This window comes from Namhaeicola litoreus (genome assembly GCF_042679565.1).
Classification (GTDB): Bacteria; Bacteroidota; Bacteroidia; order Flavobacteriales; family Flavobacteriaceae; genus Namhaeicola; species Namhaeicola litoreus.
This window is the reverse complement of sequence record NZ_JBHTMY010000003.1, coordinates 879566-892261: the sequence shown is the minus strand read 5'-3', so window position 1 is coordinate 892261 and position 12696 is coordinate 879566. Positions and strand designations below refer to the sequence as shown.

Sequence of the window (12696 nt, the reverse complement as noted above, 5' to 3'; positions counted from 1 at the left end):
AAAATTTGATCCATGAGCTTTTTATCTGAAATAAACAGAAGACGAACCTTTGGTATTATTTCGCACCCTGATGCGGGTAAAACCACCCTGACAGAAAAACTATTGCTATTTGGAGGTGCCATTCAGGAAGCCGGAGCTGTTAAAAGCAACAAAATTAAAAAAGGGGCAACTTCTGACTTTATGGAAATTGAACGTCAAAGAGGAATTTCTGTTGCGACCTCTGTCCTGGCCTTTAATTATAAAAATAAAAAAATCAACATATTAGATACGCCAGGACATAAAGATTTTGCGGAAGATACTTTTAGAACGCTCACAGCAGTCGATAGTGTAATCGTAGTCATCGATGTTGCAAAAGGGGTTGAAGAACAAACTGAAAAATTGGTTGAAGTTTGCCGAATGCGTAAAATTCCAATGATTGTATTTATCAATAAATTGGATAGAGAGGGTAAAGATGCCTTTGATTTAATGGATGAAGTTGAACAAAAATTAGGCTTAAAGGTTGTTCCGCTCAGTTTCCCTATTGGGATGGGGTATGACTTTAAAGGAATTTATAATATTTGGGAAAAAAAATTAAATCTATTTTCTGGTGAGGCCAAATTAAAGGTGTCCAAAGGAATTGTTTTTGACGATTTAGATAATCCGGATCTCGAAAAGGCGATAGGAAAAAAATCGGCCGACGTACTTAGAGAAGAACTTGAACTGATAAGAGAAGTTTATCCGGAATTTGACAGAACGGAATACCTGGCAGGTAACTTGCAACCTGTTTTCTTCGGATCGGCTTTGAATAATTTTGGTGTTCAAGAATTATTAGACTGTTTTATTGAAATTGCCCCTACACCACAACCTAAAATGGCTGATACACGTTTGGTGGATTCTAAAGAGAAAACCTTTACAGGATTTGTATTTAAAATTCATGCCAATATGGACCCGAATCATCGTGACAGGTTGGCTTTTGTAAAGATTGTATCAGGTATATTTAAGCGAAACACCAATTATTTACACGTAAAATTGGGTAAGAAAATGAAGTTTTCAAGTCCGAATGCTTTTTTTGCGGAAAAAAAAGAAATCGTTGAGGAATCTTATCCCGGAGATATTGTCGGATTGCATGATACAGGAAGTTTTAGTATTGGAGATACGCTCACAGAAGGTGAAATATTAGAATTTAAAGGCGTACCAAATTTCTCGCCAGAACATTTTAGGTATGTCAACAATGCAGATCCAATGAAAGCCAAACAATTATTTAAAGGATTGGACCAGTTGATGGATGAAGGTGTAGCACAGTTGTTCACTTTAGACTTGAACGGCAGAAAGGTAATTGGAACAGTTGGAGCGCTCCAGTTTGAAGTGATCCAATACAGGCTTGAACATGAATACAATGCAAAATGTACTTATGAATCCATCAATATCCACAAAGCGTGTTGGGTAGACCCTGATGATCCTAAAAATAGTGAGTTCGAAGAATTTAAACGTGTGAAACAAAGATATCTTGCAAGAGATAAAAAAGGGCAATTGGTCTTTTTAGCAGATTCACCATTTACCGTACAAATGACGCAAGACAAATATCCTTCCGTCAAATTGAGGTTCGTCAGTGAATTTGACTAAATGTACTATATATTGCTTTGGTTTAATTTCTGCATTAATTCCTGACTTTTCCTAGCTCTTCCTGAATCTCTGTATATCAGTGCGAGAAGGTAAGTGTAATCTCGGTTTTCCGGTTCAATAAGCAAAGCTTGTCGAACATATTTTTCCGCATTAGGATAATCAAAATTTTGGAAATAATAAGTCGCTAAATTATATCTTGCTCTGCTGTCTTGATCATCCAAATCGATCGCAGTTTTTAAATCGTTGATTGCTTGTTCATTATTCTGCAATTCAAAATGCAATAAAGCCCTTAAATAATAGGGTCGCCCGTTGTTAGGATAATACTGGATCAGGGTATTCAACATTTTCAAAGCCTCTTCATTCTTGCCTGTCTGATTTAATGCCGTAGCTAGATTTGTATAAGCTGGAAACAAAAGACTATCCTTTTTAAGTGCATTTTGATAGCTCCTAATGGCATTTGCAGGGTCATTTATCTGCATAAAATAATCACCAAGATTTAAATTTCCTGCGGCAAAATCTGCATTGGCGTATAAAAACTTCTCGTATTCTTTGATTAATTGGTGAACTTGGGCTCTATCTGATTCATTTAACTGATTGGCGTTAAATCCTAAAAGCAATTGTGCAGCACCTAACCGCACCAATTTAGATGGATCTTTCATCATTTCCAAGCCTACCCCAGCTCTATCCTCAAGAGGTAAATTCATTAACTTCTGAGCCGCTTTAAAACGAATCAAAGATGCAGAATCTCTAGTCGCTTCCAATACGTTTTTTAAATCTGCCTCACTGGTCATACTCAAATTTTCAAGGGCTGTTGCCCTTGTTAATGAGGGATACTTAACATTTAAAATAAAACGATGGACCCTTTCCTTTTCTGAGGCACTGATATTTTCCTTGGTAGAAAGCACCAAATAATCCGAAAAATGATCTAATCGTTCTGGCCCATACCATTGAACAATATAATTGCTCGCCCAACTATTACTTTTATCTTTATGACATGCTGTACAAGCATTTGGTGTGCCAAATTCCTCACTTTGATCAGGTCTTGGATTTCTAAAACTGTGGTCTCTTCTAAAATCATTCCCCATATAATACCTGCCTGTCATATGGCAATTGATACACAGACTTGCTTCTGTATTCATTTCATGAAAATGATGGTTCTTAGAGTCGTATTTGTCAGGAACATGGCATTGCAAGCATAACTTGTTTCCTTCAAATTTCAATTCCATAGAATGAGGATTATGGCAATCGGAACATTTTATACCATTCATATACATTTTACTCTGCATAAATGAACCTAAAACATAATCTTCTTCATTGATTTGACCATCAGCGAAATAATACTCCGGCGTGATGGTCTGTAGCATGAATTGTTCGTCATAGTCTAATCCCGGAGTAAAATTTTCTGTCAACTTAACCCTCCTGGAATGGCAAGGTCCACATTGTTTGATTTGTTCTGCCTGATTGAGTCCGGTAAAAGTATACATAGATAAAGTGCTGTCCTTTTTTTCTGCCCAAAGCAAGTGCTTTTCACCGGGCCCATGACAACTTTCACAATTTACATTGATCATTGAATAGGAAGTTGCAAAAGAATCCTTTGCTACATCGTAGTTTTTTTGGAGGTTTGTTGAATGACATTCTGCACACATGGTATTCCAATTTTGCCCACCTTTTGACCAGTGCAACCAATCATTCGGCCGAATTTGATCATTGGCATATTGATGAAACCATTTTTTTTCTATCGTATCCCATGTCAATCGAAGTACTTGCTTTTTTCCCTTATCAAAATCGATCATATATTGTTGTAGTGGTGTAATCCCGAAAGTGTATTTAATAATATATGTTTTTTCACTTGAATCAATTTCCTTGACGTCTACCATAAACTCTTCACCGTTTTTGTAAAGCCTGTAATCAACGCCATCAAGAGATACGGATTGATTATTAAAATCACCTAAAACCGTTGTAGCATTCGCTTCTTGCATGGCGAGATCATGATGAGATCCTCGCCAATCTTCATAGGCCGTTTCATGACATGATTTACAGTTTTCGTCTCCTACATAACCATCCCTATACTTCGAAATAAAAGTACTTGTATTTACAGAGCTATAAGAATCATTTTTTTTGTTACAACTAGTAAGAAAAACACCAAAAAGGGTAAGCGTTAAAAGAAATCGGGTCATGTATCTGTTATGTGTTTGAGGGAGTAATTTACAAATAATGTCAGAAAAAGAACATGAATCCAAAACTAATTCTCATCGCATCTCTGCTCCTTTGTTCATCATAAAAAACTTGATTGATGAATCCATCGTATTTTATTTGCTTTACCCCATAATTTAATTCTAAACCAATGGTCATACGTTTGTCAAAAACATCGTACATGAAGTTAAAAATTCCGTAGTAATGTAATTGATCGTAATCTCCATTTAACACTAGTTCTTCATTTGATACCACAGATTGTCCGAATATAAATCGATCAACTTCATTCATAAAAAACCGTGTAAATCCAAAGACAACATTGGTATGCAATCGAGGCGTAATAAAATGTTCATAAGATCCCCAGCCCCCAATAGATGGTGTGGCTTCAAGTTCATTATTTATGTTCGGAAAGCCATCATATCCATTTCCGCCTAAGGTTGTCATATAGGCAGTAATTCCTTTGCCGGCTACCAATTGAAATTGAAAATTATTCCTTTCGATAAAATGAATTCCTGTAAAAGATAGTCCATAGCCAAAAAAATTATCTAATTCACCTTCATATGAATAACGAATATTTCTAAGAATTCCTGACAGCCTCAAATGCCCAAAATCCATCTTTCTTTTGAAGGCTATAACTACATCAGGAGTAATTTGATCTACTTCCTCTAATTGCGGTTCGAGATCATCAAAACTATTATAATCATTGATTGGCGCTTCAAAGCTGATTTCATATTCCCAACGGTGATCCCGTAAAGTATTCGAATATTTTATATGTGGACTTCTCAACCAAATTCCGGAGGGTGGTCCCTCCCATTCCATTATATTCGGCCAAAGATATTCATCACCAAAAGCATTCCAGTTCTGCCCTATTTGCCAATGGCCAGATTGGACATAAGCCTTTCGCAATCTAAAATGTCCATTTCCACCCCAAAAATCACCTTCTACAACGCCAATAATTTGCTCTCCTTTATTGGTCAAAAAAACGGTTTCCCATTTGATCTGACTTTGGTAAAGATCGAAATTCAAACTACTTGTATCATCTTGTTCTCCTAAGACTACAATATTTCCAACATTAAAGGTTTCGCTGTCATTTAATCCGCCAAAAACATCAAAATAACCATTCAATTTTAGGTTGGCCCCAATACTACTTTTGTATTTCGGTTGGTCAAATAAGCTATCCTTAGATGTAATGGTAAAAATTCTATCTTGGGTATAGCCATTTTGTAGGAATAACAATATGGCAATAAGCAATATATTACGCATAGGAGTGTAGGTTTGGTTGACCTAAATATATAAAATAAAAAAAGACCGGATCAACCGGTCTTTCAATAAAATTGTTATATAGATTATTTTATCTTTTTGGCTACTGCTGCTGCATACTCCGGTGCAACTTTTTGTACAGTTGAAGGATCAGTGATATCTACACTAACAACGCCAACCAATTGTTTTCCGGGATCTTTAGCTAAGTCGTAAAAAGTTGTCTCTAATTTATAGGTTTTAGAAGTATAAGTTCTTGTTTCTGCAGGAACATAGGTCCCACCGTAACCATAACCGTAAGGAGAATATACGCTGCCATAATAACCGCCAAAACCACCGTAGTAACCACCGTAATAACTTGGGTAATATCCGCCTGTAGTATAACCTCCGGTTTGGGAAGATACAACTTCCTGACTCATATCACGTAAAACGGTAAGACAAACTGCATTAAATCCTTCCGCTTTAAACATAGATACAATTTGATCAATTTCTTGATCTGTTCTCTTTACGTTGTGCAATGTAGCTGGGAATTTGGTGTAACTCTCTACTGCCTTGTAGCCCTGAGCCCTTAAAGCATTCGCAATTTCTTGTTCAAATCGCTGACGAGTAACAGCGTCATCTGTTCTGCCGATCACCAAAACCTGATCATTTTTTATATTCGACATATTATCATCCTTCCAAGAGTCTGTGACACTGACTGAAGAGCAGGATGACAAAAAGAAAATAGCTAATAAAGCAGTTAAAGCAAAGTATTTTTTCATTAGAATAAAATTTAGTTAATATGATTATGATGAACAAAGATAATATTAAAATTAAATCAATTTCTAATATTTTTCAATTAAACCCTTAATTAATTGACGTATTAACAACTTGTATTTGTGGCACTTATTTTTTTTTTGAAAAAAAATAGTTTTTTTTATTTGAATAGCTGTGAATTTTGTTACATTTGCAACCGCAATTTCAGATTGTTGAGGAGAGGTGCCAGAGTGGTAATGGAGCAGATTGCTAATCTGTCAACGGGTAACCGTTGCCAGGGTTCGAATCCCTGTCTCTCCGCAGTGAAATATTGTCATCCGTTTTTACGGGGTGTAGCGTAGCCCGGTTATCGCGCCTGCTTTGGGAGCAGGAGGTCGCAGGTTCGAATCCTGCCACCCCGACAATAAAAATAAATTTTGAGGTTTCGTACCTGATAAATTTGGAGGTCGCGTAGCTCAGCTGGATAGAGCATCTGCCTTCTAAGCAGACGGTCAAAGGTTCGAATCCTTTCGCGATCACTTAAAAATGAAAGAGTTATCAAAATTATGTTTTGCTAACTCTTTTTATTTGCACAAAATTTGCACAAAAAAATAGGATTAAATTTTAGTGAATTAACCCTTCTACTCTACTAATATCTAAACCCATATAGTTACAAAACTCCTCAACAGTGACTAACTGATGCTTTTCTTTTTTTAGATTGTCCTTGATTGTTTTAATAACTTTTCTACCATAACGCTCACTTTTACCAGTAATGATTTCGACGTCCTGTGGATATATGCATATTCTTTTTTTCATCATTTTAATTCTTTTTGTTTAAACCGGTAGGATATTTTCATACTCTATCCATACTTTATCTATACTTTATCAATAGCCTTCTATTAAGACTACAAGGTAATAAATTCACTTTTGGAATTAAAATTATTTCTTGGCTTTTTCGGCATAAAAAACTCACATCGGAAAGGAAATTTTTATTACTTAACTATTTGATAATATATTTGTTATAATACAATACTTAATATTATAATATAACATATTATGGCAAGACAAAATGGAATTTTAAAGATAACAGGGAAGCTTGATGATTTGAGCTTTTATAAGTCCAAAGATGGTTTTTTGGTAAGAACTAAAGGCGGTATTTCAAAAGATAGAATTCAAAGCGATCCTGCTTTTGTAAGAACACGTGAAAATGGCAATGAGTTTGGTGAATCTGCTAATGCAGGAAAATTACTTCGTGTGGCGGTTCGAAATTTACTAATGAATGCAAAAGATGGCAGAGTTACCGCGCGATTAACTCAATTGATGAGTAAAATCAAAAACTATGATGCAACTTCTCCAAGAGGAGAAAGAAAAGTTTCTATTGGTTTAGTTGAAAATGAGGCAAAAGCTTTACTGAAAGGATTTAATTTTAATAATAGAGCTTTACTGGGTTCTGTTTTGTTTGCTCCATTTACAGTAGATATTGTGACAGGTGAAATTGATGTGCCAAATTTAGTTACTGCAAATGACATTTCACATGCAACCGGAGCTACCCATGTAAGTTTACAGTCTGCATTTTTAGATATTGATTTTGCCACTGGATTAAGCGATATTACTTACAGTAACAAACAAAATTTACCGATAGATAGTGTAATTGCTTCTGCAACCTTAACACCTTCAGGAATTCCTGTAGGTACGGGAAATAAAATTTACCTTTTAATTTTGGAATTTTTCCAAGAAATAAATGGTGTACAATACTCTCTTAAAAACGGAGCATATAACGTATTAGCAATTGTAGGAGTTGATAGTATTTAATATTTGGCATGTTTTTAGAACTATTTAGAGTATATGATGAAAAGGGTGTTAATGGCACCCTTTTTTTAAATGGTAAAATGCTATGCCACACCATTGAATTGCCTTGGAAACAAAATCAAGTTGGCATTTCTTGTATTCCAGAAGGTACGTATGACCTTTCTATTAGGTATACCAAAAAATTTGGTTTCCATTTACGCATCTTAAATGTATTTGGAAGAACCAACATTCTAATTCATCCAGCAAATAATGCACTCAAAGAGCTTAAAGGTTGTATTGCACCTGTAAGTATTTTAAAAGCACCTGGAGAAGGATTGTTCTCAATAAAAGCCACAAGTATTTTAATGCATCATATTAAATACATAAAGAGAGCAAATGAACAATTAAAACTAATTATAAAATCTTCAAACCATGAATATCCTAGAAAGAATTAAAAAACCTACCCCTACTTTCTTTAAGAAATTAAGAAACATTGGCCTTACAATGGCTGCTGCGGGAGGTGCGATTTTAACTGCTCCGATTTCTATACCTACAATCATTTTAACTATTGCGGGGTACTTAACTCTAGCTGGAACAGTTGTATCTGCGATCAGTCAAACAGTAGTATCAGATGATGATGGTGAAGTTGACACAAAAGGTGATGGGTAATTTACAAATCAGATATGGAGTTCTTGGTGGTACATTACTATCTGCACTATTTAATATAGAAATTCATAACATTTTTTTCACCGTAATCATGGCAGCAATAGGTGCTGTGGTCAGTTTTATGGTATCCTTTATCCTGAAAAAAGTAGTAAGAAAATGTTGTTGAACTGAACTTGAGGATTTTTCTCAAAAGAAAAAGAAAAAAAAGAAAGCATTCCATTTGATGGCTTTAGAGGTAATGTCAAGGTTATTGAAAAAAAATACTACCCTGGTTACGTGGTTGTATTTGATATTTTCGAAAATTGGTTGGATTTTTTTTTAATACCTGTAAGGTCTAACCTTTACAGTACTAAGCGGATGGCAAAAGCAAAAGCCATCTACATTTGCGATGTTTTGTTTGATTTATGTATAGTTTAAAAAATACTTTTACATTTTTAAAATCTCCAAATTTTTCGGATCAAGTTTATTTTTTACGCTTATGTTATGAATAAATTTAGTGTCTCCTAAATATGGCATAACTATTAATCCAGAAACATTTTGTGTAAAATCTTTATGATAAAATGGTGATTTGTCATTTTTGAAATCGAAAGAATCTTTAATATCTTTTACATCTATTTTTTTATCCCAATCAGAGGCGTCAATACATATAATTAATTTAAAGTCATCATTAATAATTAAATCTCTGTAAGTTTTTTCCTTCTTTAGTACTTTTTGAAGATCATTCTGGTTTAAACAGCCTAAGCCAACAAAACATCCAGAAGTATCTACATTAAGTTCATTGGCTTCGTATGATTTTATTTTGGTTTGTAGTTTTTCGTTAGGAATGTTAATTCTTAAAACTTCACATATAATTTTGTCCTCATTAGTACTTACTAACCAGTCGGGCTTTTTTTCTAAAATGTTAGGCTCGTATTCTAAATTATTATCAAATTTTTCAGCTAGATATTTACCAAATTTAATTTCACTCCTTGCGGATAAAAAGTTTATTTCATCTGAGTTTGCAAGTATTTTTTTTAAAATGGTTTTACCTGTTATTTTTTCGAGATGTTCAATATCTGACAAAAACTCTTTGTTGTTTTCTAAAAAGCGTTTCATTATTTTAGTCATAGTTGACCTCGTATTTAATTATTAAAGACACACTTTTTCATAGATTCTAAACAAATATAGATTTTTCTTTATTCGGATTAAAAAACGAGTATTGGTTAACGAAACAATTGTTAACAGAGCAGGTAAACAAGCGCAGCGTTAGCGAGCCGCCAGCGAGCTGAGTGAGGGTGTTTCAGAAATAGCCATAAGCTATTTTGCGTTGGCGACTGAAACCACGTTTTACGCTGGTGGCGCTGTTTTTGATGCTACGGTAAAAACAAGTGTTGTGAATGAAAGCAATGAAATGGTTTTAATGTAAAATGTAGTAGTTAATCATATTCATTCATGCATTACCTAAGGTTTGAATTATGAATAAACAAATGTAATGGAGTGAATTTACAACGCTTGTGAGCGTTTGGCAATTGGGTATGTATTTGCGTCAATGTCATTTGTAAGTTATATCACTTGTATTGAAAAAGTCTTAAACTGGAAACTACTAATTGCATACTTAATTGCCAAAATGGCTGTCTCAAAAACTGTGACACCAATTAGCCCGAACGAATAGCAGGCGAGCAAAAATATTAAGCAGCGGTTGTACCCAATAAAATAAATTGCGCAGCAAAACCTATTTGGGTTTGGGTACAAGAGTAGCTGCGAGTGAGGAAGGAGAGAAATGTGTGAAATAAAACAAGTAAATAGTACCAACGAAGGCGTGTCGCATTAGTGGTATTATTTATGGTATATGCAAGCCAGTTAAAACGAATTGAATTGTTAGATTATATTGATCGGGATTGCTTCACTTAGTTCGCAATGACTCCGCTTAAAATTATTGGCTTGCAGATATGTTTTATGAAACAAAATGTAACGACTGACGAACACCGCTTTACCTGCTCACGGATGTTTGTCGATAAAAGAAAAGGTAAATTATATGTTTTGCTTTATATTTTCCAAAATCATTTGAACAGTGTTTTGAACCATTTGTTCGAATGATTGAAAGTATGGTAATTGTAAAACTTTATGGGTTAGCTGATCAAGATCAGTATATTTAATATTATATTCAAAATTAGTAGGTTCTTTCTTGGCTTTGTAATCAACTAGAATTGTCATGGAAAGAGGGTCTATTACTTTATTTAAATCCTTGTGAAAATTGTTTAAATAATGGAAATGTTCATTGTAATTATTTATGATAGTGAACATTTCTGTATTGAAATTATTAGGGCTAGAAGAGTTGTTGATTCTTTTAATTTGAAATATTAATTCATTAAAATTAGTACAATCCCCCTTACCTGATCCTTTGTTCTTATTAGAAAAGCAATCTTCTAATTCCGTATTTTTATCGTGGAATGCTTGAAAAACACAACCGCTGAATAAACTTATACTGTGGTATGAAAAAAATTTATGTTCTTGAATAATTTTATCAAAACCTAACAGTGCATCTGGTATTAGTTTTATAGTACCGCACCAATTGTTTAAACATTCGAAATTTCTTACTGTGATATACTCAATTTCAATTTTAGGATATTCTTTACATAAAAGTATATCCACCATATAATGCCCAAATTCGTGCCATAAAATCTTATTAATTTGCTCTAAATCACTCAATATTAAATAAAATAATATTAATCTAAACCATTTAATTTTTCTCTCAATTTATCTGATAAATCATTACAGTTTAAAATCTTTTTGACAAGAGAAGTTTTATCAATTTTATGCCCGAACAATTCTGATTCTTCTTCATCAAAATCCAACAATCCAATTTGAGGTAGTTGAGCTAATTCCGTTTCAAACATTTCTTCTCTTGAATTCATCTCCTGATTATCCTTATTACCAAACAAAACTGTACTAAATGGAAATTGAACTTTGTCTAAATGAGAAATACTTAATGAAAGATTTGGAACTATTTTTTGAGCGTCCTTTGCTTTAATTACTCCATTACCAACTTTTTTGTATTCTAAACCATAATCATTTGCAGTTGAAAAAAGTGCATGGCGCACTGCTTCCACCTTTTGCCAAGGATACTTATATTGAAAGTCTTTATATTTCTCAAGCCATAGAGCAGCCGCTGCACCAATTTGTTGCGTAGCACTAGATGTGCCACCACCAGACATTTCAAACGATGTTTTGCAGCCTAAAATAGCCCATGGAATATTTGGTGTGAATGCAGATAATGCTGTATTCATGAGTTTTTCTGGACCCCAATTACCTTGCATTGTATTTATCGTATTCTTTGGTTTAAAATAAGGTTGGTTGGCATAGGTAACTCCACAAGCAGCAATAACTCTGTTAAACCTTGCAGGGTATATTAAATTTTTCGTTGGAATACGACTGAAGTTATTACCGGCAGCTGTTACCATTACAATCCCACTATCATAGGCTTTATTTACCATAAAAGCCCATAATTTTGATGCAACACCACCCATGGACATAGTTAAAACATCACATTTATTATCTATTGCATGTTGGACACCTTTTGCAAAATTTTTGGTTTGTAAAAGAATTACTGAATTGGCAATTCTGATTGGAATGATTTCAGCAAAAGGTGCCCCTCCAAAATAGTTATTAAAATTTTCCCTATTTACTTTATTACCGGCTAAAATGGCTAACGTACCAGTACCATGACCAGGTTGTTTCAATATACCGCCAATTCCAGGATCAGTGGGCAATTGACCAATCTCAATAAAGTTTCTTCCTAATTTTTCTTTGAGGTATTTCGGTTTAGAAATATGGTCAGGATCGTACCCAGTATCTAAATGCGCTATTCTAATTTTTGATTCATGATTATCTGGTAATCGAGCATCTAGAAGTTGCGTCCTGTCAGAATTTAGATGCCATGCAAACTCATTTTTATTGGGTAATTTACCCCATTGTGTTAGATACCCTCCTTCTTTACAGTCTGGTTTATATCTTTTGGTAAAAACTTGTCTTATATTAAAGTTTGGTTCTACATAATTAATTATCTCCTTATGACTAGTAAATAATTTGTGCGCTTCATTCCATCCATTTTTCCAACTTAGTTTTTCTTTGGAAATATCTGATTTATATAATCTCCAAAAGCTGTTGTCTTCATAAAAACTTTCAGTATCATCAAATAAAGGTAAGAATCGGTCATCCTTCAATAATCCACTCCCCTCTTTAAGTTGAACTATTAGTTCACCTGTGAATTCATATTCATATTCCATTTTTAAAAATACAAAAAGATTTATTGCGGTACTAATACTCTAAATCATTATCTGCTGCTTCGGATAGCCCATCGAAAACCTCATAAGTGGCTGTTGGTTTCTTTTTGAGGTACCAAGTTGGCTCATCACCTTTTATTACATCATAGGCAATACCCAGTGTAGTAAAGTGTTTGCGCGAAACAATTACTTT

Annotated in this window: 11 protein-coding genes and 3 tRNA genes; 7 read left to right on the top strand and 7 right to left on the bottom strand. The window is 34.1% G+C overall.

The window, feature by feature from the left end; genetic code table 11:
• Window positions 1-12 precede the first annotated feature (12 nt).
• Window positions 13-1602, top strand: a complete 1590-nt coding sequence (locus tag ACFQ39_RS11240) for a peptide chain release factor 3 (protein WP_377179001.1) — start codon at window positions 13-15, stop codon at window positions 1600-1602.
• 5 nt (window positions 1603-1607) lie between these two features.
• On the opposite strand, the gene ACFQ39_RS11235 is transcribed toward ACFQ39_RS11240, so the two are convergent.
• The 3 genes from ACFQ39_RS11235 to ACFQ39_RS11225 form a co-directional block, all read right to left on the bottom strand.
• Window positions 1608-3779 carry a tetratricopeptide repeat protein gene (locus tag ACFQ39_RS11235; RefSeq protein ID WP_377179000.1) on the bottom strand — a complete coding sequence of 724 codons (2172 nt, stop codon included), beginning with the start codon at window positions 3777-3779 and terminating at the stop codon, window positions 1608-1610.
• A 40-nt stretch (window positions 3780-3819) separates the two neighbouring features.
• The gene (locus ACFQ39_RS11230) at window positions 3820-5058 is read right to left on the bottom strand and encodes a DcaP family trimeric outer membrane transporter (RefSeq protein WP_377178999.1); all 1239 of its coding nucleotides are present in this window, start codon (window positions 5056-5058) and stop codon (window positions 3820-3822) included.
• An 83-nt stretch (window positions 5059-5141) separates the two neighbouring features.
• On the bottom strand, window positions 5142-5813 hold the full coding sequence (locus tag ACFQ39_RS11225; protein ID WP_377178998.1) for a hypothetical protein: 672 nt from the start codon (window positions 5811-5813) through the stop codon (window positions 5142-5144).
• Between the two features lie 211 nt (window positions 5814-6024).
• On the opposite strand from ACFQ39_RS11225, the gene ACFQ39_RS11220 reads away from it, so the two are divergent.
• The 3 genes from ACFQ39_RS11220 (at window position 6025) to ACFQ39_RS11210 (ending at window position 6326) form a co-directional block, all read left to right on the top strand.
• Window positions 6025-6108 (top strand) — tRNA-Ser (locus ACFQ39_RS11220).
• Between the two features lie 26 nt (window positions 6109-6134).
• Window positions 6135-6209 (top strand) — tRNA-Pro (locus tag ACFQ39_RS11215).
• A gap of 43 nt (window positions 6210-6252) precedes the next feature.
• A tRNA-Arg gene (locus ACFQ39_RS11210) sits at window positions 6253-6326 on the top strand.
• Window positions 6327-6411: 85 nt separating this feature from the next.
• Here the strand turns inward: ACFQ39_RS11210 and ACFQ39_RS11205 are convergent.
• Window positions 6412-6606, bottom strand: a complete 195-nt coding sequence (locus tag ACFQ39_RS11205; RefSeq protein WP_377178997.1) for a hypothetical protein — start codon at window positions 6604-6606, stop codon at window positions 6412-6414.
• Between the two features lie 237 nt (window positions 6607-6843).
• Here ACFQ39_RS11205 and ACFQ39_RS11200 point away from each other — a divergent pair, with 237 nt between their 5' ends.
• From ACFQ39_RS11200 to ACFQ39_RS11190, 3 genes are read left to right on the top strand one after another with little or no spacing between them, the layout of a single operon-like run.
• A complete protein-coding gene (locus ACFQ39_RS11200; protein ID WP_377178996.1) occupies window positions 6844-7599 on the top strand; it encodes a hypothetical protein in 756 nt (251 codons plus the stop codon).
• An 8-nt stretch (window positions 7600-7607) separates the two neighbouring features.
• The gene (locus ACFQ39_RS11195) at window positions 7608-8030 is read left to right on the top strand and encodes a DUF5675 family protein (RefSeq protein WP_377178995.1); all 423 of its coding nucleotides are present in this window, start codon (window positions 7608-7610) and stop codon (window positions 8028-8030) included.
• Complete coding sequence (locus tag ACFQ39_RS11190) at window positions 8008-8244, top strand: hypothetical protein (RefSeq protein WP_377178994.1); 237 nt, start codon at window positions 8008-8010, stop codon at window positions 8242-8244. The genes ACFQ39_RS11195 and ACFQ39_RS11190 overlap by 23 nt, the downstream gene beginning before the upstream one ends.
• A gap of 423 nt (window positions 8245-8667) precedes the next feature.
• On the opposite strand, the gene ACFQ39_RS11185 is transcribed toward ACFQ39_RS11190, so the two are convergent.
• The 3 genes from ACFQ39_RS11185 to ACFQ39_RS11175 all read right to left on the bottom strand — a co-directional run bounded on the left by ACFQ39_RS11185 (window position 8668) and on the right by ACFQ39_RS11175 (window position 12506).
• Window positions 8668-9348, bottom strand: a complete 681-nt coding sequence (locus tag ACFQ39_RS11185) for a hypothetical protein (protein ID WP_377178993.1) — start codon at window positions 9346-9348, stop codon at window positions 8668-8670.
• Window positions 9349-10251: 903 nt separating this feature from the next.
• Complete coding sequence (locus ACFQ39_RS11180) at window positions 10252-10929, bottom strand: hypothetical protein (protein WP_377178992.1); 678 nt, start codon at window positions 10927-10929, stop codon at window positions 10252-10254.
• 17 nt (window positions 10930-10946) lie between these two features.
• Window positions 10947-12506 carry a S8 family peptidase gene (locus tag ACFQ39_RS11175; RefSeq protein WP_377178991.1) on the bottom strand — a complete coding sequence of 520 codons (1560 nt, stop codon included), beginning with the start codon at window positions 12504-12506 and terminating at the stop codon, window positions 10947-10949.
• Window positions 12507-12696: the final 190 nt, after the last annotated feature.

Excerpts from the sequence above, each read along its gene's own strand:
- ACFQ39_RS11240 (WP_377179001.1), top strand. The coding sequence starts at position 13 with ATGAGCTTTTTATCTGAAATAAACAGAAGACGAACCTTTGGTATTATT.
- ACFQ39_RS11235 (WP_377179000.1), bottom strand. The coding sequence starts at position 3,779 with ATGACCCGATTTCTTTTAACGCTTACCCTTTTTGGTGTTTTTCTTACT.
- ACFQ39_RS11230 (WP_377178999.1), bottom strand. The coding sequence starts at position 5,058 with ATGCGTAATATATTGCTTATTGCCATATTGTTATTCCTACAAAATGGC.
- ACFQ39_RS11225 (WP_377178998.1), bottom strand. The coding sequence starts at position 5,813 with ATGAAAAAATACTTTGCTTTAACTGCTTTATTAGCTATTTTCTTTTTG.
- ACFQ39_RS11205 (WP_377178997.1), bottom strand. The coding sequence starts at position 6,606 with ATGATGAAAAAAAGAATATGCATATATCCACAGGACGTCGAAATCATT.
- ACFQ39_RS11200 (WP_377178996.1), top strand. The coding sequence starts at position 6,844 with ATGGCAAGACAAAATGGAATTTTAAAGATAACAGGGAAGCTTGATGAT.
- ACFQ39_RS11195 (WP_377178995.1), top strand. The coding sequence starts at position 7,608 with ATGTTTTTAGAACTATTTAGAGTATATGATGAAAAGGGTGTTAATGGC.
- ACFQ39_RS11190 (WP_377178994.1), top strand. The coding sequence starts at position 8,008 with ATGAATATCCTAGAAAGAATTAAAAAACCTACCCCTACTTTCTTTAAG.
- ACFQ39_RS11185 (WP_377178993.1), bottom strand. The coding sequence starts at position 9,348 with ATGACTAAAATAATGAAACGCTTTTTAGAAAACAACAAAGAGTTTTTG.
- ACFQ39_RS11175 (WP_377178991.1), bottom strand. The coding sequence starts at position 12,506 with ATGGAATATGAATATGAATTCACAGGTGAACTAATAGTTCAACTTAAA.